The organism is Nocardia bhagyanarayanae (assembly GCF_006716565.1).
GTDB classification, from domain to species: Bacteria; Actinomycetota; Actinomycetes; order Mycobacteriales; family Mycobacteriaceae; genus Nocardia; species Nocardia bhagyanarayanae.
In genome coordinates, this window is record NZ_VFPG01000001.1 from 833,281 (window position 1) to 854,127 (window position 20,847).

Genomic DNA, 20,847 nt, shown 5'->3' on the forward strand with positions numbered 1-20,847 from the left:
CCACCAGAATAAGAACCTGTTCTACTCGATAGCGTGACCAAGGGGAATACCGCGTCCGGCGTATTCACGGGTGGGGGCCCGACGGGATGAGCACCGCCGCGAGCTGGGCGGGACGAACCCGCCCTGGCGCGCGGCGCGACGACGGCCGCCGGAACAGCGGCGGGTGATGAACAGCTGAGAGAGGGTCGGAATTGGACACCAGCACGGCACCCGATGTGCTGAGCGCCCCACTGCGGGCGCGATTCGACTACACACGGTCGGTGGGACCGACCATCGGCCGATTCCTGACCGGTCTGCGGAGCCGCAAGGTGGTCGGCGTGCGCGGGACGGACGGCCGGGTCCTGGTGCCGCCGCCCGAATACGACCCGGTCACCAGCCTGCCGCTGACGGATTTCGTCGACGTCGCCGACACCGGCGTGGTCGCCTCCTGGACCTGGGTGCACGAGCCGCTCCCCGGCCAGCCCTTCGACCGGCCCTTCGCCTGGGCGCTGATCCAGCTGGACGGCGCGGACACCAGCATGCTGCACGCCGTCGATGTCGCCGCGCCGGACCAGATTCGGACCGGCATGCGGGTGCGCGCGCGGTGGGCCGAGCAGACCGAGGGCACCATCAAGGACATCGTCTGCTTCGAGCCGGGCGAGCAGTCCGCCGCCGAGCCCGCCGCCGAGAGCGGCGAGCCGGTCACGATGATCGTGACGCCGGTCGACCTGTCCTACAAGCACACCGCTTCCCCGCAGGAAACCGTCTACCTGCGCGGACTCGCCGAAGGCAAGTTGATCGGCGCGCGCACCGACGCCCAGGGCAAGGTGTACTTCCCACCGCGCGGGGCCAACCCGACCGACGGTAGGCCGACCGACGACTTCATCGAGCTGTCCGATCACGGCACGATCACCACCTTCTGCATCGTGAACGTCCCGTTCCTCGGGCAGCGCATCAAACCGCCGTACGTCGCGGCCTACGTGCTGCTGGACGGCGCCGACATCCCGGTCCTGCACCTCGTACTCGGTTGTGACGCAAGCGAAGTACGGATGGGCATGCGCGTGAAGGCGGTGTGGAAGCCGCGCGAGGAGTGGGGTCACGGTCTGGAGAACGTCGACCACTTCGAGCCGAGCGGCGAGCCGGACGCCGACTACGAGACCTACAAGCACCACCTGTGAGAGGCGCTTACGTTGACTGACAACGCCACCGACATCGCGGTCGTGGGCTTCGCCCACGCGCCGCACGTGCCGGAGACCTTCGGCACCACCAACGGTGTCGAGATGCTGGTGCCCTGCTTCCAGCAGCTCTACGCCGACCTCGGCATCACCAAGTCCGACATCGACTTCTGGTGCTCGGGCTCCTCCGATTACCTTGCCGGACGCGCCTTCTCGTTCATCTCGGCGGTGGACGCCATCGGCGCCGTGCCCCCGATCAACGAGTCGCACGTCGAGATGGACGCCGCGTGGGCGCTGTACGAGGCGTTCGTGAAACTGAAGTCCGGGCAGGCCCGCACCGCGCTGGTCTACGGCTTCGGCAAGTCCTCGGCGGGCACGCTGCGCCAGGTGCTCACCATGCAGCTCGACCCGTACCTCGTCGCTCCCCTGTGGCCGGACGCGCTGTCCATCGCGGGCCTCCAGGCTCGGGCCGGTCTGGACGCGGGCCGCTGGACCGAGCGCGACATGGCCGCGGTCGCGGCGGGCGGTTCCGGTGACGTCGAAAGCCTGCTCGCCACACCGTATGTGGCCGATCCACTGCGCGCGCACGACTGCGCGCCGATCACCGACGGCGCGGCCGCCATCGTGCTCGCGGTCGGCGACCGCGCCCGCGAACTGTGTGAGCGCCCCGCCTGGATCACCGGCATGGCTCACCGCATCGACACCCCCGTGCTCGGCGCCCGCGACCTCACCGTCTCCCCCTCGACTTCGGCTGCCGCGCAGGCGGTTACCGGCGGCGACCTGAGCGGCTTCGATATCGCCGAACTGCACGCGCAGTTCAGCCACCAGCAGCTGATCCTCACCGAGGCAATCGGATTGAAGCCGGAGACCACGGTGAATCCGTCGGGCGGTGCGCTGGCCGCCAACCCGATGTTCGCGGCGGGACTGGAGCGCATCGGCTTCGCGGCCGAAGCCATCATGGCCGGCAACGCCAACCGCGCGCTCGCCCACGCCACCAGCGGCCCCGCGCTACAGCAGAATCTTGTGACCGTTTTGGAGGCGCACGCATGAGTGTCCCGGCCGCGGTGCTCGGCACCGGACAGACCCATCACGTGACGAAACGAACCGACGTGTCGATGGCGGGCATGTGCCGCGAGGCAATCGATCGCGCACTCGCCGATGCCGGGCTCACCATCGCCGATATCGACGCGGTCGTGGTCGGCAAGGCGCCGGACCTGTTCGAAGGCGTCATGATGCCCGAACTGCACATGGCCGACGCGCTCGGCGCGACCGGGAAGCCGCTGCTGCGCGTGCACACCGCCGGCTCGGTCGGCGGTTCCACCGGTGTGGTGGCCGCCAACCTGGTGCAGGCGGGCGTGCACAAGCGGGTGCTCGCGGTGGCGTGGGAGAAGCAGTCGGAGTCGAATGCCATGTGGGCGTTGTCGATTCCGGTGCCGTTCACCATGCCGGTCGGCGCGGGCGCGGGCGGCTATTTCGCGCCGCACGTACGTTCCTACATCCGCAGGTCGAACGCGCCGACCCACATCGGCGCGATGGTCGCGGTGAAGGACCGGCGCAACGGCGCCAAGAACCCGCTGGCCCACCTCCAGCAGGCCGACATCACGCTGGAATCGGTCCTCGCCTCGCAGATGCTGTGGGATCCGATCCGCTTCGACGAGACCTGCCCGTCCTCGGACGGCGCCTGCGCGATCGTCATCGGCGACGCGGAGGCGGCCGCGGCGGTCGAGGCCGAAGGCAAGAAGGTCGCCTGGGTGCACGGCACTGCGATGCGCACCGAGCCGACCACCTACGCCGGGCGCGACCAGGTCAACCCGCAGGCGGGCCGGGACGCGGCCGCCGCGCTCTGGAAGGCGGCGGGCATCACCGATCCGCTCGAGGAGATCGACGCGGCCGAGATCTACGTGCCGTTCTCTTGGTTCGAGCCGATGTGGCTGGAGAACCTCGGCTTCGCGGCCCCGGGTGACGGCTGGAAACTCACCGAGAAGGGCGAGACCGAGATCGGCGGACGCATCCCGGTCAACCCGTCGGGCGGCGTGCTCTCCTCCAATCCGATCGGCGCGTCCGGGCTCATCCGGTTCGCGGAAGCCGCCAAGCAGGTGATGGAACGGGCGGGCGACTACCAGGTCGACGGCGCGCGCAAGGCCATGGGTCACGCGTACGGCGGTGGGTCGCAATACTTCTCGATGTGGGTTGTGGGTTCGGAGAAGCCGGAATGACCACTACGACGGAGCACCCCGCCCGCCTCGCCGGACTCGCGTCCCAAGCCGCCGTACGGGCACGGGACAAGGACGCGTGGCTGGATCTCTTCGCGACCGACGGCATCGTCGAAGACCCCATCGGCCCTTCGGGTTTCGATCCGGAGGGCAAGGGGCATCGCGGGCGCGACGCCATCGCGGCGTTCTGGGACAAGGCGATCGCGCAGACCGAATCGATCGAGTTCCTTTTCGACGATTCCTTCGCCTGCGGCAAGGAGGTGGCCTTCACCGGCACCATCCGCACCCGCATCGGCGGGCACGAGATCGACGCCGAGGGCGTGTTCACCTACAAGGTCGACGACGCGGGCAAGATCGCCGCTCTGCGCGCGTTCTGGGAGGTCGACCGGGCCGTGAAGACCACCCGGCGCGTCGACTGAGACCTGCTGCCCGCTCCACTCTCGGGCAGCACACAAAAGGCCCTCGAACCGGCTGGGTACCCGGTTCGAGGGCCTTTCTCGTCCGTCAGTGCGCGACGGGGCAGCCGCCCGTCTTGTAGTCGACCTGGAATTCCTTGATCCCGTTCAGCCAGCCGGAGCGCAGCCGCTTCGGATCGCCGAGCTTGGTGATGTCGGGCAGATGGTCGGCGATGGCGTTGAAGATCAGGTCGATCTCCAGGCGGGCCAGGTTCGCGCCGATGCAGAAGTGCGCGCCGGTGCCGCCGAAGGACAGGTGCTGATTGTCCTGGCGGGTGATGTCGAACTTCAGCGGGTTCTCGAAGACGTCCTCGTCGAAGTTGGCCGAACGGTACAGCATCACCAGCCGCTGGCCCTTCTTGATCTGCACGCCGCCGAGTTCGGTGTCCTCCAGGGCGGTGCGCTGGAAGGAGGTGATCGGGCTGGCCCACCGGATGATCTCGTCGGCGGCGGTCGCCGGGCGCTCCTTCTTGAACAGCTCCCACTGATCGGGGTGGTCCAGGAAGGCCATCATGCCCTGGGTGATCGCGTTGCGGGTGGTCTCGTTGCCCGCGACGGCCAACAGGATGACGAAGAAGCCGAACTCCTCCTCGCTGAGCTTGTCGCCGTCGATGTCTGCCTCGATCAGCGTGGTGACGATGTCGTCGGCGGGACACGCTTTGCGCGCGACGGCCATTTGATAGGCGTAGCCGAGGACCTCGGCGGAGGCGGCCACCGGGTCGGCGTCGTTGTCCGGGTCGTCGTAGCCCGTCATCTGGTTCGACCAGGCGAACACCTTCATCCGGTCTTCCTGCGGCACACCGATCAGCTCGGCGATCGCCTGCAGCGGCAGCTCGCACGCGACCTGGGTGACGAAGTCGCCCGCCCCCGACGCGGCCGCCCTCTTCACGATGTCCTCGGCCCGCGCCGAGAGCTCGGCGCGCAGGCCGTTGATGGCGCGCGGGGTGAAGCCGCGCGAGATGATCTTGCGGAGCTTGGTGTGCTCGGGCGCGTCCATGTTGAGCAGGACGATGCGCTGGAGCTCGATCTGCTCGCGGGTGATGTCGTCGTTGAAGCGCGGGATCGCGGTGTTCTGGAAGCTGGAGAACACATCGCTGCGCCGCGAGACCTCCTTGATGTCGGCGTGCTTGCTCACGACCCAGAAGCCGTCGTCTTGGAAGCCACCGGTCTCGGGCGACTGCGGGTTCCACCAGATCGGCGCGGTCCTGCGCAGCTCGGCGAACTCTTCGACCGGAATTCGCTCGGCGTAGATGTCCGGGTCCGTGACGTCGAACCCTTCCGGCAGATTCGGGCGGGCATTCCGAGTCTCAACCACCAGATGTCTCCTTCGACAAACTGAAACACGTTCTACAATCAATTGCAGCACAGCCGGAAGGACTAGTAAATAAGCGTGGCCGATCCGGCTGGCACACGTTTCAGTTCTGTCCCCTAGTGGAAGGTTCAAAGATGGGCACACCCGTCATCGTCGAGGCCGCTCGCACCCCAATCGGCAAGCGCGGCGGCTGGCTTTCCGGTCTGCACGCCGCCGAACTCCTCGGCCTGACCCAGCGCGGACTGCTCGAGCGCGCCCACCTGGACCCGGCCCAGGTGGAACAGGTGATCGGCGGCTGCGTCACCCAGGCGGGCGAGCAGTCCAACAACGTCACCCGGGTCGCGTGGCTGCACGCCGGACTGCCGTGGCAGACGGGCGCGACCACGATCGACGCGCAGTGCGGTTCGGCCCAGCAGGCCAATCACCTGGTCGCCGGCCTCATCGCCGCCGGCGCGATCGACATCGGCATGGCATGCGGCGTCGAGGCCATGAGCCGAGTTCCGTTGGGCGCCAATGTCGGCGAGCACGCGGGCCCGCGCAGGCCCGCGTCATGGAATATCGACCTGCCCAACCAGTTCGAGGCCGCGGAGCGTATTGCCAAGCGGCGCGGCATCACTCGCGACGATGTGGACGCGTTCGGCGCGCGCTCGCAGCGGCTGGCCGCGCAGGCGTGGGCCGAGGGACGCTTCGACCGCGAGGTGCTGCCGATCACCGCGCCCGTGGTGGACAAGGAAGGGAACCTCACCGGCGAGAAGCTGGACGTCACGCGAGACCAGGGTCTGCGCGAGACGACGGTGGAGGGTCTCGCCAAGCTGAAGCCCGTGCTGGAAGGCGGCGTTCACACGGCGGGCAGTTCGTCGCAGATCTCCGACGGCGCGGCCGCCGTTCTCCTGATGGACGAAAAGGCCGCGCAGCGAGCGGGATTGCGGCCGCGGGCGCGGATCGTGACGCAGGCGCTCGTCGGCGCCGAGCCGGAGTTCCACTTGGACGGTCCGGTGCAGGCCTGCACCCGCCTGCTCGAGCGCTCCGGGATGAATATCGGTGACATCGACCTTTTCGAGATCAATGAGGCATTCGCTTCGGTCGCACTTTCCTGGGCTTCTGTACATCAGCCGGACATGGACCGGGTAAATGTCAACGGCGGCGCCATTGCGATCGGCCATCCCGTCGGGTCCACCGGATCCCGGCTCATCACAACGGCTTTGCACGAACTGGAACGCACCGGGGGTAGTACCGCGATGGTGCTCATGTGTGCCGGTGGCGCACTGGCGACAGGTACGATCATCGAGAGGTTGTAGCAACTTCAACCATTTTCGCACCCGTTGGTTGAACGTTCATCCCAAAGCCCGCAAAACGTGTCGTACGCCACACAATGGCCAGTACAGCCGACTAGATGAGATGTCAGCTATCTTTTCGCTATCATTGCCTCGTCCGGGAAGAACCCCGCGACGGGCCAGAACCGGGTCGTACCGCCCTTGGACTAGAGACGTTGGCGCGACCCGCAAACGCAACCGTCTCAGTGACTTCGCCGACGGCGCACCTAGAAGCTTCAAGGAAATCCTGAATCAGGCGTAGGTTTTCAGTTACTGAGCCGCTAATATCAATGATACGTATCCGAGATAACGACTGTTAGTACAGCGAAGGGAATTGGGCGGCTCACAATGGCTGATTTCGCGGCGCGGCTGAACAAGCTGTTCGAAACCGTGCATCCCCCGGGGCGCAAGCCGCACACCAACGCGGAGGTTGCGGCTGCGCTGACGGCCTCCGGGCATCCGATCTCGAAACCGTATCTCTCGCAGTTGCGGTCGGGCCAGCGGACCAACCCGTCGGACGAAACGGTGGCTGCACTGGCCAAGTTCTTCAAGGTCAAGCCGGACTACTTCTTCAACGACATCTATGCCGCCAAGATCGATCACGATCTAGAGCTGCTGTCCCAGCTGCAGGGCTACGGACTGCGTCGGCTGTCGAGTAGGGCGTTCGATCTGTCCGAAGAATCGCAGAACCTCCTCACCTCCATGGCGGAGAAGCTTCGGGCCAGCGAGGGCTTGCCCGAAATTCCTCCGGATGGAACCGAATAGGGTTCTCCCACAGCGCAGCACAGTGCGGCCATCGGTCGCACTGTGCTGCGTTGTGCGCGAGCCAGTCCGTGACCGGGCCGAGACCGTCGACGGCGCAGACCTTTCCGCCGAAGTCAATTCGGCGGCGTAGTCGCATTCCGTAGTTCCGCGGATTGCGTTCGCAACGATTCGCAATCCGCGCTGCGCAAGAACGTTTGAAAGTGCATCGCCGATCGATACTGCGGCGGACGTGATCGCCATTGCGCAAACGCGTGTCACACAACGTCATCGGAGCCGAGACAGTTCTGTCTCTTTTCGGTCGCCCCTATTTCCAGGGGCATTCCCATTCCCTCCATGGACACCGGTCCAACTTCAGGTATGCCTCGCTGTCGTCACGGTGACGGATACCATCACCGCCCGGCCGTCAGCGCTGTGAGCGGGTCGGGTCATCGGGAGGCGGAGCGCTCCGCGTGCGCGCCCGTTGTGGATTGGTAGGCGCGAGCGATCGCCTGCACCCAGCCGCGCGGACTGACGCCTTCCGGCGGAGCGATCCAGCGCGCGTCGATCACTATGTCGCCCAAGGGATTTCGCGCCCAATGCGCCACCCGATCAGCGCGGTCGGCCACGGCGGCAGGCGGCGCTCCCGCGGCGACCAGCTCGACACCGCCGCCCGATTGCAGGTAGAGCGCGTCCATGATCTGGGCGACCTGGTCCGAAGCCCGCAGCTGCGTGGAGGTTCCGGTCTGCTCGTGCGCCACCACTTCTGGGAACCGGCCCACCATCAGGCGGTGCAGCGGCCGAATCCGGCGCAGTAGCACCCTCGCTCGCACCCACAGCTCCACCACGATCCACACGGCGCCGAAAGCGACTAGGAGAGCGGCGATTTCCCACGCGGGCCAGCCCCACGTCGGTTCACCCGCGGGCGCGCGCGGTTCGTCGGCAAGCGCGCGCTGAACATGAAGGGCCGCGAGCACGCCGACCAGCGCGGTGCCCGCGGTGTAGATGGCGATGCCGCGGCCGAGTGTGGTCCAGTCCAGGTTCCGCAGACCGGTCACGACGACGAAGATCGCGCCGAGCACCACGAGGCCCCAGCCGAACGTGTACGACAAGGCAAGCGCGAGGGCCACGGCGGTGGCGCCCGCCGCGTAGATCACCATCGCGATCTGGCGCAGGTTGCGCCGGGAGACCACCGGCCACGCCGCGGCGGCCACCACCGAGGTCGCGGTGACGAACGCGAGCCAGGCCGACACCACGACGCCATCGGACAGCAGTCCCGAGCGCAGGCCGTGCGGGCGCAGATCGTCTATGGCGAGGGCGATCTCGGGCACCGCGACCGTCGCGCCGAGCGCGACCGCGGCCACCGCGACGACGATCGCCACCCGCGCCGTCGTCGCGGGCTTCACCAGCACGCGCCCCACGCGCGCGCCCGCGGCGACCCACACCAGCATGGCCGTCAACCAGAGCGTCATCCGAGTGCCTCATCGAATCGTAGGACCGAGACGCCTGCGCCTCGGCTGTTGAAGACGCGCAGCCGGGTCATCAGCATGGCGGCGAAGGTCTCGGCCTCCCACTCGGCGAGTTCGTCGGCGCCGTCGTCGACGATCTGCTGATGGGCCCGCTGGCTCAGCATGTAGGCGATCAGGTCGTCGCTGGCCTCCAGCGTCACCTCGGGCGCGGGCGCGCCCTCGTGATCGAAGACGATGTGGCCGAGTTCGTGTGCCAGCGTGTGATCTCGGCTTGGCAGCGCGGTCGCCAGCACGATGACGTCGCGATCGGGATAGAACCTGCGCTGTCCGCATACGCCGGGACCCAGTTGCGCGCTGGCGATCTCGATTTCCCGCTTGCGTTCCGCGGCGACCGCGGCGACCACTTCGTCCAGGGTGGTCGCGTCGAAGTCGGCGGCCACGGCGCACACCGCGTCGACCGCGGCCGCCACCCGCCGATAGGACCGGGAGCTGCTCTGGGTCCTGCTCTCACTCATCGCTGCTCCCTCACGACCTCGGGCCGAAGAACTGGGCGCGGGCGGCGTCCACCCTGGCCTGCGCGGCGGAGGCGCTCTGGAAACTCACCGCGCCGGAACCGGTTCCGGCGAGCGCGAGCGCGATGAGGCCGCCGACGACCGAGAGCATGTCCGGTTCGGGCAGTCCGTCGTCGGCGCTCGTCGGGCGCACGTCGTGGTCCGGTTTGGCGGGCGCCTGCGGCGCGGGAGGCGGTGGTGGGGGCGCCTGTTCGGGGACCGCCTCGGGAGCGTGCGGCTCGGCGACGAGGACCGGCGCGAGTTGCGGAGCCTGGATGTTCGGCACCGGCACGGGCGGAATGACAAGGGGCACGGCGGGAATCGTGGGCGGGGCCGGGAGCGGGATCAGCAGGAGCAACAGGGGCGACGCGGAACCTACCGCGGCCGAACCGACGGCGGCGGAGCCGAGACCCGCGGAACCAACGCCCGCAGAGCCGACACCTGCGGAACCGACGGCGGCGGAACCAACGCCCGCCGAACCGACACCCGCCGAACCGACTGCGGCGGAACCGACTCCGGCCGAGCCAACGCCAGCGGAACCCACGGCCGCGGAACCCACAGCGGCCGAACCGGTTCCGAGCAACGCACCCACTCCGGCCGAACCGGTGCCGAGCAACGCACCCAAACCGGCAGACCCGGTACCCAGCAGCGCACCCAATCCCGCAGACCCGGTACCGAGCACAGCGCCGAGCCCGGCCGAACCGGCCGCGCCCGCCGAACCGAGCCCGGCGGAACCCGCGGCGCCAGCCGAGCCGAGGCCTGCGGAACCCGCGGCGCCGGCGGAACCCAGTCCAGCGGAACCTGCGGCACCGACCGAACCGGTACCGGACGAACCGATTTCCGCGGCGGCGGGTTCGGGGGTCATGGGGACGAGGGGCAATCCAGGGCCCGGGGCGGGAATGCTCGGTTGTGCCGGTTCCTCGAGCGGTATGCCACCCGGTTGCGCGACGGCGGCGACGGAGCCGAGTAGCGCGAAACCGGTCACCGCTCCGGCTAGAGCCAACGCACGGACAGTGCGACCAACGGCCATGCGCCAGCCTTCCCCTCTTCGTACAGCGCAGATCTATGCCCGGTCGCAACACCTCATCCGGGACTTTTCGACGACGGGTGCCAATAGTAAACCCCCGTTCCGAACCTCGCAGTAAAAGGTTGGGCGCGCTGGGCGACATCCCGAGCGACGCGCGGCTCGAATCACTCGGGTTAGCCCGAACTTCACTGGAGGACGCGCAGGGCCGCCTAGCAAACGCACCTGCACGAAGGCCTTCACAGCACGTGGTCCGTCAGAGATCAAGGCGGAGATGCGCCCCCGGCCGCGCAGGGCTGGAGCGCGGGCAGGGAACGCCCCCTGACGGACGCAGGTCATCGGTAGCCGCGCATGGCCGGAAGCAACCGGGAGGGACGCCCAACCGAAATCGCAGGCACAACTCCGTCGATCGCCCGGCCGAAGGAGCAGGTACGCCCGGCAGATACGGGCGAACGCAGTCCGTCCTCGGCCCGTCGTCGGCCGGAGCCAAGGCGGAGGCACGTCTGGCGGATACGGACGGGCGCAGTCGCCTTCAGCGGGCGCACGGCCGAAGCAAAGCGTAGGTATGCCCGGCGACACCGACCAATGCAGTCCGCCCTCAGCTCCAGTACTACGGAGCGAAGGCGGATCTACACCTCACGCCCCGTAAACCGGCTCCGGCGGAACAGCTTTCGCGATGAGGTCGGCAACGACCGGCCCCAACTCCGCGGGTTCCCAGCGCGCGCCCCGATCCACCGCGACGCCGTGCCGCCAGCCGTCGGCGAGCGCGACCTTGCCGCCCTCCACCTCGAACATGCGGCCGGTGACCCCGGCGGACTGCGGGCTGCCGAGCCAGACCACCAGCGGCGAGATGTTCTCCGGCGCCATGGCGTCGAACCCGTCCTCCGGCTTGGCCATGGTCTCGGCGAACACGGTCTCGGTCATCCTGGTGCGGGCGGCGGGCGCGATCGCGTTGACGGTCACGCCGTAGCGGGCGAACTCGGCGGCCGCGGTGAGGGTCAGACCGGCGATGCCCGCCTTCGCGGCGCCGTAGTTGCCCTGGCCGACGCTGCCCTGGAGACCCGCGCCGGAGCTGGTGTTGATGATGCGGGCGTCGACCGGGCGGCCCGCCTTGCTCTCACCGCGCCAGTACTCGATGGCGTGGCGCATGGTGGCGAAATGGCCCTTGAGGTGGACGCGCACGACCGCGTCCCACTCGTCCTCGCTCAGGTTGACGAGCATTCGGTCGCGCACGAAACCGGCGTTGTTGACGAGCACGTCCAAGCCGCCGAAGGTGTCGACGGCCTGGCGGATGAGGTTGCGCGCGCCCTCCCAGTCCGCGACATCGTCGCCGTTGGCCACGGCCTGCCCGCCCATCGCCTCGATCTCGCCGACCACCTGCTGGGCCGGGGTCTCGGCGGTGGCCGCGCCGTCGAGGGCCGAGCCGAGGTCGTTGACCACCACGCGCGCGCCCGCGGCCGCGAAGGCCAGCGCGTGCGCCCGGCCGATGCCGCGGCCCGCTCCGGTGACGATGACGGTGCGCCCGGCGCAGATCTGCTCGCTCATTACCTGTTGTCCTCTTTCGTTGGCGTTCGGTATCAGGCCCGCTGCTGGTCGTGCGCCGCGGTGGACGCGGCGAGGAAGGCGGGGCGCTCGCCACCGCCGTGCACCGGCAGCGACGCGCCGCTGACGTAGGCGGCCAGGGGCGAGGCGAGGAAGGCGGCCGCGCGGCCGATGTCCTCGGGTCGCGCCATCCGGCCGAGCGGAACCGTCGCGGCGACGGCGTCGACGCCGTCGCGATCGCCGTAGTGCATCTCGCTCAGTTCGGTCTCGACCAGGCCGACCACCAGCGAGTTCACCCGGACCTTCGGTGCCCACTCGACGGCGAGCGACTGCGTCAGATTGTCGATGCCCGCCTTGGCCGCGCCGTAGGCCGCGGTGCCAGGCGAGGGCCGGTGGCCGCTGACGCTGGAGATCATCACGATCGATCCGCCGTCGGCCTGCTTCTGCATCACCGCATTCGCGGCCTGCGAAACCAGCAGCGGCGCGAGCAGGTTCAGCTCGACGATCTTGGCGTGGAAGTTCTTGCTCGCCTCGGCGGCGAGCGCGAAGGGTGCGCCGCCCGCGTTGTTCACCAGCGTGTCCAGCCGACCGTGGCGGGCGAGCACGGAATCGATCATGCCTTGGACCGCGTCGCCGTCGCGGACGTCGCAGGGCAGGTATTCGATCTCACGGCCGTCGTACGCGACCGGGGCGTCGGCCGGACGCCGCGCGCAGGCGACGACGGTCGCGCCGGCGGCCAGAAACGTCTTGCTGATGCCGGCGCCGACGCCGCGCACGCCGCCGGTGACCAGAACGACGCGATCGGTCAGATCGATTTCGAGTCCCACCGTGCTAACCTACCAAGCAACTGCTTGCTTTGCCAATGCCGACATACTTCGGCACGCACCACGAGCTCAGAAACGAAGGACATGCGATGGGGATCAACCGTCACTCCGAATCAACCGGCATCACCGTGGTCACGGTCGACTACCCGCCGGTCAACGCCATCCCGACCGACGGCTGGTTCGCCATCGCCGACGCCGTGCGCGCAGCGGGGCGCGACCCCGAGACCAAGGTCGTGGTGCTGCGGGCGGAGAACCGCGGCTTCAACGCGGGCGTCGACATCAAGGAGATCCAGAGCAAACCGGGCCATCAGGCGCTGATCGACGCCAACCACGGCTGCTTCGAGGCGTTCGCGGCGGTGTACGACTGCCCGGTGCCGGTCATCGCGGTGGTGCAGGGCTTCTGCCTCGGCGGCGGCATCGGCCTGGTCGGCAACGCCGATGTCGTCGTCGCCTCCGACGACGCCACCTTCGGCCTGCCCGAAGTGGACCGCGGCGCGCTCGGCGCGGCCACCCACCTCTCCCGGCTGGTCCCCCAGCACCTGATGCGCGCGCTGTTCTACACCGCGAGCACCATCACCGCCCAGCAGCTCCAGCACTACGGCTCGGTGTACCAGGTGGTGCCGCGCGCCGAACTCGACGCCGCCGCAATGGAAGTCGCCAAGAACATCGCGGCGAAGGACGGCCGGGTGATCCGGGCCGCCAAGCGCGCGCTCAACGGCATCGACGTGCAGGACGTGCACCGCAGCTACCGCTACGAGCAGGGTTTCACCTTCGAGCTGAACCTCGCGGGCGTCGCCGACGAGATCCGCGCCAGGTTCGAAGACGACCTCGCGGCGCGCAAGGCCGACAAGTAGCCCGCCCACCGGATACAGGAGAACACATGCGGGACAAGCGAATGTCGCTCGACGACGTGGTCGGCGAGCTGCGCAGCGGAATGACCATCGGCATCGGCGGCTGGGGTTCCCGGCGAAAGCCGATGGCCTTGGTGCGAGCCATCCTGCGCTCGGATCTCACCGATCTGACGGTGGTCGGCTACGGCGGGCCCGATCTGGGTCTGCTGTGCTCGGCGGGCAAGGTGCGCAAGGCCTACTACGGCTTCGTGTCGCTGGATTCGGCGCCGTTCTACGATCCGTGGTTCGCGAAGGCGCGCACCGAGGGCGCGATCACGGTCCGCGAGATGGACGAGGGCATGGTCAAGTGCGGCTTGCAGGCGGCGGCGGCGCGGCTGCCGTTCCTGCCGATTCGCGCTGGGCTCGGCTCCGCGGTCATGGATTTCTGGGAGGGCGAGCTGAAGACCGTCGAGTCCCCCTACCCCGCCGCCGACGGCCGCACCGAAACGCTCGTGGCGATGCCCGCGCTGAATCTCGATGCGGCACTGGTGCATCTGGATCTCGGCGACAAGCACGGCAATGCCGCCTACACCGGCGTCGACCCCTACTTCGACGATCTGTACTGCCTGTCGGCCGAGCGCCGCTACCTGTCGGTGGATCGGCTGGTCGAGACCGAGGAACTGGTGAAAGCCGTTCCGCAGCAGGCGATCATCCTCAACCGCATGATGGTGGACGGTGTCGTCGAGGCCCCGGGTGGCGCGCACTTCACCTTCTCCGGCAGCTACGGCCGGGACGAGAAATTCCAGCGCCACTACGTGGACGCCGCCAAGACGCCCGAGTCGTGGGCCGAGTTCAAGGCCACGTACCTGGACGTCTCCGAAGACGAATACCAGGCGGCCGTCCGCGCTTTCGCCACGCAGGAGGGCTGATTCGATGACCGAGACCACCACCAGCACCCGCGCCGAAGTCTGCGTCGTCGCCTGCGCGGAGATCTTCCGCGGCGCGGGCGAGATCATGGCGAGCCCGATGTCGCCGGTCACCACGATCGGCGCGCGCCTGGCCCGCCTCACCTTCGAACCGGATCTGCTGCTCTCCGACGGCGAGGCGCTGTACCTGGCCGAGACTCCCGCGCTCGGCGCGAAAGCCCCTATCGAGGGCTGGATTCCGTTCTCCAAGGTGTTCGACGTCGTCGCCTCCGGACGGCGGCACGTGGTCATGGGCGCCAACCAGATCGACAAGTACGGCAACCAGAACCTGTCCGCCTTCGGCCCGCTGCAACGGCCGACCAGGCAGATGTTCGGTGTCCGTGGCGCGCCGGGCAACACCATCAACCACGCCACCAGCTACTGGGTGCCCAAGCACAACAGGCGGGTGTTCTGCGAGCAGGTCGACATCGTCTCCGGCATCGGCTACGACAAGGTCGACCCGGCGAACCCGGCTTTCCGCTTCCACCACCTGCACCGGGTCGTGAGCAATCTGGGCGTCTTCGATTTCGGCGGGCCCGACCACACGATGCGGGCGCTCTCGCTGCACCCGGGCGTCGGCGCCGACGAGGTCGCGGAGAACACCGCGTTCGAGATCGCCGGGCTCGGCGAGGCGGGTGAGACGCGGCTCCCGACCGAGGAAGAGCTGCGGATCATCCGAACTGTGCTGGATCCCAAGGGTATTCGCGACAAGGAGGTAGCCGCATGACCGAGTCAGGGCCCGGAGGAGGCAGCTTGCGTAACCACGTAGGGCCCCTCGGGCATGCGAGAAAGGACACGGCATGACCCGCCTGCGCACCCCGCTGACCGAGCTGGTCGGCATCGAGCATCCCGTCGTGCAGACCGGCATGGGCTGGGTGGCGGGCCCGAGCCTGGTCTCGGCCACCGCCAACGCCGGCGGGCTCGGCATTCTCGCCTCGGCGACCATGACCTTCGAGGAGCTGGAAGCGGCGGTCGCGAAGACCAAGGCGCAGACCGACAAGCCGTTCGGCGTGAACATCCGCGCCGACGCCAGCGACGCCAACGAGCGCATCGACCTGCTGATCCGGGAGAAGGTGAAGGTCGCGTCGTTCGCGCTCGCGCCGAAGCAGGATCTCATCGCGAAGCTGAAAGACGCGGGCGTCGTGGTGATTCCGTCGATCGGCGCGGCCAAGCACGCGGTGAAGGTGGCCTCCTGGGGCGCCGACGCCGTCATCGTGCAGGGCGGCGAGGGCGGCGGGCACACCGGTCCGGTGGCGACCACCCTGCTGCTGCCCTCGGTGCTCGACGCGGTCGACATCCCGGTCGTCGCTGCGGGTGGCTTCTTCGACGGACGCGGCCTGGCCGCCGCCCTCGCGTACGGCGCGGCGGGCGTCGCGATGGGCACCCGCTTCCTGCTGACCCAGGAGAGCTCGGTGCCCGACGCGGTGAAGCAGGAGTACCTGCGCAGGCAGTTGCAGGACACCGTGGTCTCACTGAAGGTCGACGGCATGCCGCACCGCGTGCTGAACACCGAGCTGGTGCAGAAGCTGGAGAATTCGGGCCGTTGGCGCGGATTCGCCGCCGCGGTGTCGAACGCGGCGCGGTTCAAGAGCATGACCGGCATGAAGTGGTCGACCATGGTTCGCGACGGGCTCGCCATGCGAAAGGCCAAGGACCTGAGCTGGTCCCAGGTCGTCATGGCCGCCAACACCCCGATGTTGTTGCGCGCCGGGCTCGTCGAGGGCAACACCCAGGCGGGTGTGCTGGCCGCGGGGCAGGTCACCGGAATCATCGAGGATCTGCCGACCTGCAAGGAGTTGATCGAGCGGGTGGTCACCGACGCGGTCGCGCGGATCGAAGAGATCTCGGCGCTGACCGGTCAGACGGCTGCTCACTGATTCCCGATCACCGCCGACAAGGCTGCTCGGCCCCCTCGGCCCCGGGCAGCCTGTCAACCCCCTGACCACCATTTCTCTCCCGTCGATAGAGAAATGGTTTCGACGGTAGTCATATGGTTGCTGTTCGATCTAGAAACGCCACCATATGACTACCGTCGATTTACCCGCCTCACACCGTCGAGACCGGTCGGCCTGGCAGGTGCTCCCCTCGCGTAGCCCTTCGATGACGGGGCGTCTTGCTCCACATTGTGGATCGTGCAGCGGCGCTCGGTCGACGAAATCCGGACCTGCCGCCGCAGCGGCCCGCAACGCCATCGTGGCGGGATTCGACGGCGTCGAAGTGCACAGCGCGAACGGTTTTCTGCGGCACCAGTTCCTGTCCGACAACACCAATCAGCGCACCGACGAATACGGCGGGTCGATCGCCAACCGGATCCGGTTACGAAGAACTGGCAGGGTCCGTTCATCGTCAACCCCCACCTCGGCTGGTGCGACCCACTCTCACCGCCCCGAGGGGATCACTGAATTCACCAAGCAGGCGCGAGCCCGCCAGCGTTGAATGCTGTTGCCCGGAGTCGGGAGGTCTCCGAGTCGTGCCCCGACCAGCTTGGCAGTTGGCCTCGACGTTGACCGCCGAACTTGCCGAGGAGATCAACCATTCCCAGAGGACCACCTCGACGAGGCCGCGCTCCAGCGCGTCGGCGGCGGCGTCCGCCGTGCGAGAAAGCGTCACGCATGAGATCTGGCGGGTTGCCCAAGGCCGCGTACGTGGCGGCGCCCTGCACGCAGGACCGCACCGACAATGCACCTAGCACCAAGCAAACGCTTGGTTGTATTATGGCCCTCGTGACCGCACCAGACGCCTCGAAATCAGCACGGCGCAACGAACTGCTCGCGCTGGCGGCCGAACTGTTCGCCGAGCGCGGCTTGCGCGCGACCACGGTGCGCGATATCGCCGACGCGGCCGGAATCTTATCGGGCAGCCTCTATCACCACTTCGATTCCAAGGAGTCGATGGTGGACGAGATTCTGCGCGGCTTCCTGGACGACCTGTTCGGCCGCTACCGCGAGATCGTCGGCTCCGGCCTCAGCTCGCGAGACACCTTGGAAGCCTTGGTGACCGCGTCCTACGAGTCGTTCGACCGCTTCCACGCGGCGGTCGCGATCTACCAGGCCGAGGCCAAGCGGCTGCGCGATGCCGAGCGGTTCGCCTACATCGAGGAATACAACCGCGAGTTCCGCGAACTGTGGCACCAGGTGCTGACCAACGGTGTCAAGGACGGCAGCTTCCGCCCCGAGCTCGACGTCGAACTCGCCTACCGCTTCCTGCGCGACACCGTGTGGGTCGCCGTGCGCTGGTACCAGCCGGGCGGACCCATCACCGTCCAAAACCTCGCCAAGCAGTACCTCACCATCGTGCTCGACGGTCTCACCGTCTCGCGGCACACCGACTAGGAGTCTTCATGTCTGCACCTTCCGCCCGCCGCCCGTACACCCCGCTGCGGGACGCCTATGTGATCGACGCGGTGCGCACCCCGGTCGGCAAGCGCGGCGGCGCGCTCGCCGGTGTGCACCCGGCCGATCTGGGTGCGGCCGCGCTGCGAGGTCTGCTCGACCGCAACCCGGTCGACCCGATCAACGTCGACGACGTGATCGTCGGCTGTGTAGACAATGTCGGTCCGCAGGCGGGCAACATCGGCCGCACCATGTGGCTGGCCGCGGGTTACCCGGAGGAAGTCCCCGGCGTCACCGTCGACCGGCAGTGCGGATCTTCCCAGCAGGCCATCAACTTCGGCGCGCAAGCCATCATGAGCGGCACCGCCGAGGTGATCGTCGCGGGCGGCGTGCAGAACATGAGCGCCATCCCGATCTCGGCCGCCATGCTCGCGGGCAAGGAGTACGGCTTCGAGTCGCCGTTCGTCGGCGCGCAGGGCTGGGACCACCGCTACGGCACCGACGAGGTCTCGCAGTTCCGCGGCGCGCAGCTCATCGCCGAGAAGTGGGGCATCAGCCGCCAGGACATGGAGCAGTGGGCGCTGCGCAGCCACGAGCGCGCCCGCCAGGCCATCAAGGAAGGCAAGTTCGACAACGAGATCGTCCCGGTCGGCGACTTCTGGATCGACCAGGGTCCGCGCGAGACCTCGCTGGAGAAGATGGCCTCGCTGCCCGCGCTCGCCGAGGGCAGCCCGCTGACCGCCGCCGTCGCCAGCCAGATCTCCGACGGCGCGAGCGCCACTCTGCTCGCCTCGGAATGGGCGGTGCAGGAGTACGGCCTGAAGCCGCGCGCCCGCATCCACCACGTCAGCGCCCGCGGCGCCGACCCGATCTTCATGCTCACCGCCCCGATCCCGGCCACCAAGTGGGCGCTGGAGAAGACCGGCCTCACCATCGACGACATCGACGTGGTCGAGATCAACGAGGCGTTCGCCCCCGTGGTGCTCGCCTGGCTGAAGGAGACCGGCGCCGACCCGGAGAAGGTCAACGTCAACGGCGGCGCCATCGCCCTCGGCCACCCCCTCGGCGCCACCGGAGCCAAGCTCTTCGCCACCCTGCTCAACGAGCTCGAGCGCCGCAACGGACGCTACGGCCTGCTCACCATCTGCGAAGGCGGCGGCACTGCCAACGCCACCATCATCGAGCGGTTGTAAGAGGCAAAACACGATCCGCGCCGGGCGAATGCTGTTCGCCCGGCGCGGTTTTCATTGCGCGCACCTGTCCGCCGCCCGCTCCACCCACGCGTGCTCTACCCCTGAGGACACGCTCGGCCGCATCGGCCTGTCGGATCGAATCAGCCGTGTCCTGGCACTCCGGGTGCAGACGGGATTGCTCAGCCGTTGATGTCGTCCGAGTTGTTGTCGATATCGATATCTCGGGGGCGCGGTGGCCACGGTGGAGCATCGATCCGTTGTCCGGTCCACGGGTCGACTGCAACGACGGAGAAATCTGCGTGGCCGACCAAGCCAGAGCGATTCCATATCGGGGAGTCACCGAAGAATACGGCGGCCGACACCTCGGGGTGCCGGTCGGAAACGAAGAGTTTCCATCCATTACCGAAGGCGAGTCTCATGCCTCCAGATTTGAAGAGGACCGGGGAGAGAATCGGTGCGGACACCATCCGCTCGACTTCGCTCCTCATCCAATGATTGATCGGGTGACGAGCGGGGGCGTCCTCAGCGATAGACCCGTGCGCCATCTCAGCTCGGTACCCGACAACGATTCGGAATGAAGTATCCGTCTCGAACTCGACCTGTTCGGTATGCCAGATCGTATGAACGATATGGCCTCCGCGCATGGGCTGCAGGACCCATCTGTCTTCGTACTCTTTGATCTCCGATCGGGTATTCTGCGTCACGTTATTCATCCAACTCATCGAGAATGTTCCCGAGGCTGTCCTCGGACACTTCACCGCCAGGAAGCTTCACATACACCTCGCCTGTGTCCAAGTCCACGACAACATCCGGATTCTTGTTGGCACCATCCCCGCGCCAACCACCTTGCGCCTTGATTTTGTGAATTGCTTGCCTCACTTCCTCTGCGGGGACTCCGTAGTAACTCGCGATCTTGTTGACCTTGGTCGTCAGCGAGGCATTTGTGAAGGCTCCACTCGGACTTCCCGAGTTGATGTCCTCGGCGTCATCGGCATCGAGATACACCTTCATGACGACGATAGCGGCGAGTTTGGTAGCGATGTCGGTGAGGGAGGGCACCTTGTCGAACGCCCGGCTCGTGCTGCACAGCCGGTGGCGTCACCGACAGCGGGAACCACCGACCGCGACTCTGGAGTGAAACTAGCGCAGGGAGTAGCGGATCGGGGAGGAGACGGAGAGGTCGGCGAGGAGGCGGTCGCAGATGATGACCGGGGAGACTCCGGCGCGGGCCATGCGGGCGACGAGGGCCAATCTTCTTTCGGGGGTGTCCCATTCGACGGTGAGTGGTCCGCGGCCGGGGCCCGCGTCGACGGTCGCCATGACCCGGGGCGGGCCGTATGGGACGGGTTCTTCGATGAGTTTCAGGACCATGCCGCGCTGCCAAGCGTGGTAGGCGTCCATGTCGGCGCCGACAACCAGCTTGTCGGTGGCGGCGCACAGACCCTGGGCGATCTCGTCGGCGACGGCGCCGCGGTCGTAGTGGTGCTTGCGGCAGCGGCGCAGCACCTCGATCAGGTCGGCGCGGACCTCGCGCAACAGGGCGGTCTGGCGCTGTCGCCGCCGATCCTGCTCGGAAGGAACGCCGGCGGGAGATTTCAATCCGATCCGCCGGGCGCGGGCGTTGTCGCGCATCATGTCGGCGCGCAACGCGGCCCTCGGATCGCGCTCGACTTCGTTCTCGTCGACCGCGTACAACTCGAGAATCTGGGCGGCGCGGCGCGCTGTCGCCCGCGTGGATTCGTGGTTCATCAGTTCGGCGCCGAGTGTCAAGGCGGCTAGAACCATGCTGTCGAGCCGACGTCTGGCCAGCACGACCTCGCGCACGACGTCGAGTTCCAGTTGTTCGCGGGCAGGTGGGCGATCCAGGCCCATAGCCAACGCCCCTTACGAAATTGCGGGATCCGTCCATCCCCAGCATGGCACACCCCG

Annotated in this window: 21 protein-coding genes and 1 pseudogene; 13 read left to right on the top strand and 9 right to left on the bottom strand. The window is 67.8% G+C overall.

What is annotated here, in order from left to right:
* Positions 1-191 precede the first annotated feature (191 nt).
* Genes FB390_RS03145 through FB390_RS03160 form a run of 4 tightly spaced genes read left to right on the top strand, consistent with a single transcriptional unit; the run spans position 192 to position 3,786 of the window.
* Positions 192-1,157: a Zn-ribbon domain-containing OB-fold protein gene (locus tag FB390_RS03145; protein WP_141807589.1), complete on the top strand. Its 966-nt coding sequence runs from the start codon at positions 192-194 to the stop codon at positions 1,155-1,157.
* 12 nt (positions 1,158-1,169) lie between these two features.
* Positions 1,170-2,204 carry a thiolase domain-containing protein gene (locus FB390_RS03150; protein ID WP_141807590.1) on the top strand — a complete coding sequence of 345 codons (1,035 nt, stop codon included), beginning with the start codon at positions 1,170-1,172 and terminating at the stop codon, positions 2,202-2,204.
* Entirely contained in the window at positions 2,201-3,370 is a 1,170-nt protein-coding gene (locus FB390_RS03155; RefSeq protein ID WP_141807591.1) for a thiolase domain-containing protein, read from the top strand. The genes FB390_RS03150 and FB390_RS03155 overlap by 4 nt, the downstream gene beginning before the upstream one ends.
* A complete protein-coding gene (locus FB390_RS03160) occupies positions 3,367-3,786 on the top strand; it encodes a nuclear transport factor 2 family protein (RefSeq protein WP_141807592.1) in 420 nt (139 codons plus the stop codon). The genes FB390_RS03155 and FB390_RS03160 overlap by 4 nt, the downstream gene beginning before the upstream one ends.
* An 85-nt stretch (positions 3,787-3,871) precedes the next feature.
* On the opposite strand, the gene FB390_RS03165 is transcribed toward FB390_RS03160, so the two are convergent.
* The gene (locus tag FB390_RS03165) at positions 3,872-5,137 is read right to left on the bottom strand and encodes a cytochrome P450 (protein ID WP_141807593.1); all 1,266 of its coding nucleotides are present in this window, start codon (positions 5,135-5,137) and stop codon (positions 3,872-3,874) included.
* A gap of 131 nt (positions 5,138-5,268) precedes the next feature.
* On the opposite strand from FB390_RS03165, the gene FB390_RS03170 reads away from it, so the two are divergent.
* A complete protein-coding gene (locus FB390_RS03170; protein ID WP_141807594.1) occupies positions 5,269-6,432 on the top strand; it encodes a steroid 3-ketoacyl-CoA thiolase in 1,164 nt (387 codons plus the stop codon).
* Positions 6,433-6,795: 363 nt separating this feature from the next.
* A complete protein-coding gene (locus FB390_RS03175) occupies positions 6,796-7,212 on the top strand; it encodes a helix-turn-helix domain-containing protein (protein ID WP_011207048.1) in 417 nt (138 codons plus the stop codon).
* Positions 7,213-7,637: 425 nt separating this feature from the next.
* Here FB390_RS03175 and FB390_RS03180 read toward each other — a convergent pair whose 3' ends face one another.
* From FB390_RS03180 to FB390_RS03200, 5 genes are all read right to left on the bottom strand, one after another.
* A complete protein-coding gene (locus FB390_RS03180) occupies positions 7,638-8,660 on the bottom strand; it encodes a hypothetical protein (RefSeq protein WP_141807595.1) in 1,023 nt (340 codons plus the stop codon).
* Positions 8,657-9,172 carry an ImmA/IrrE family metallo-endopeptidase gene (locus FB390_RS03185; RefSeq protein ID WP_141807596.1) on the bottom strand — a complete coding sequence of 172 codons (516 nt, stop codon included), beginning with the start codon at positions 9,170-9,172 and terminating at the stop codon, positions 8,657-8,659. The genes FB390_RS03180 and FB390_RS03185 overlap by 4 nt, the downstream gene beginning before the upstream one ends.
* 10 nt (positions 9,173-9,182) lie before the next feature.
* On the bottom strand, positions 9,183-10,211 hold the full coding sequence (locus FB390_RS03190; protein ID WP_221639202.1) for a hypothetical protein: 1,029 nt from the start codon (positions 10,209-10,211) through the stop codon (positions 9,183-9,185).
* Between the two features lie 657 nt (positions 10,212-10,868).
* Positions 10,869-11,777, bottom strand: coding sequence for an SDR family oxidoreductase (locus FB390_RS03195; RefSeq protein WP_141807598.1), 909 nt, complete (start codon positions 11,775-11,777; stop codon positions 10,869-10,871).
* Between the two features lie 32 nt (positions 11,778-11,809).
* Positions 11,810-12,601, bottom strand: coding sequence for an SDR family oxidoreductase (locus FB390_RS03200; protein WP_141807599.1), 792 nt, complete (start codon positions 12,599-12,601; stop codon positions 11,810-11,812).
* 86 nt (positions 12,602-12,687) lie between these two features.
* On the opposite strand from FB390_RS03200, the gene FB390_RS03205 reads away from it, so the two are divergent.
* From FB390_RS03205 to FB390_RS03235, 7 genes and pseudogenes are all read left to right on the top strand, one after another.
* The gene (locus FB390_RS03205; protein ID WP_141807600.1) at positions 12,688-13,452 is read left to right on the top strand and encodes an enoyl-CoA hydratase family protein; all 765 of its coding nucleotides are present in this window, start codon (positions 12,688-12,690) and stop codon (positions 13,450-13,452) included.
* A gap of 26 nt (positions 13,453-13,478) precedes the next feature.
* Complete coding sequence (locus FB390_RS03210) at positions 13,479-14,357, top strand: CoA transferase subunit A (protein ID WP_141807601.1); 879 nt, start codon at positions 13,479-13,481, stop codon at positions 14,355-14,357.
* 4 nt (positions 14,358-14,361) lie between these two features.
* A complete protein-coding gene (locus FB390_RS03215) occupies positions 14,362-15,120 on the top strand; it encodes a CoA-transferase subunit beta (RefSeq protein ID WP_141807602.1) in 759 nt (252 codons plus the stop codon).
* A 73-nt stretch (positions 15,121-15,193) separates the two neighbouring features.
* Positions 15,194-16,270 (top strand): NAD(P)H-dependent flavin oxidoreductase, encoded by a 1,077-nt coding sequence (locus tag FB390_RS03220; RefSeq protein WP_141807603.1) that lies wholly within the window; start codon positions 15,194-15,196, stop codon positions 16,268-16,270.
* 292 nt (positions 16,271-16,562) lie between these two features.
* A pseudogene (locus tag FB390_RS34065) lies at positions 16,563-16,709 on the top strand (oxidoreductase); the annotation flags it as partial.
* 398 nt (positions 16,710-17,107) lie between these two features.
* Complete coding sequence (locus FB390_RS03230; RefSeq protein WP_185756929.1) at positions 17,108-17,725, top strand: TetR/AcrR family transcriptional regulator; 618 nt, start codon at positions 17,108-17,110, stop codon at positions 17,723-17,725.
* An 8-nt stretch (positions 17,726-17,733) separates the two neighbouring features.
* Positions 17,734-18,918 carry an acetyl-CoA C-acetyltransferase gene (locus FB390_RS03235; protein WP_425465839.1) on the top strand — a complete coding sequence of 395 codons (1,185 nt, stop codon included), beginning with the start codon at positions 17,734-17,736 and terminating at the stop codon, positions 18,916-18,918.
* Between the two features lie 179 nt (positions 18,919-19,097).
* Here FB390_RS03235 and FB390_RS03240 read toward each other — a convergent pair whose 3' ends face one another.
* The 3 genes from FB390_RS03240 to FB390_RS03250 form a co-directional block, all read right to left on the bottom strand.
* Positions 19,098-19,631 carry a hypothetical protein gene (locus FB390_RS03240; protein ID WP_141807605.1) on the bottom strand — a complete coding sequence of 178 codons (534 nt, stop codon included), beginning with the start codon at positions 19,629-19,631 and terminating at the stop codon, positions 19,098-19,100.
* The gene (locus FB390_RS03245; RefSeq protein ID WP_185756930.1) at positions 19,624-19,929 is read right to left on the bottom strand and encodes a hypothetical protein; all 306 of its coding nucleotides are present in this window, start codon (positions 19,927-19,929) and stop codon (positions 19,624-19,626) included. The genes FB390_RS03240 and FB390_RS03245 overlap by 8 nt, the downstream gene beginning before the upstream one ends.
* A gap of 129 nt (positions 19,930-20,058) precedes the next feature.
* Positions 20,059-20,790 carry a hypothetical protein gene (locus FB390_RS03250; protein ID WP_141807606.1) on the bottom strand — a complete coding sequence of 244 codons (732 nt, stop codon included), beginning with the start codon at positions 20,788-20,790 and terminating at the stop codon, positions 20,059-20,061.
* Positions 20,791-20,847 lie beyond the last annotated feature (57 nt).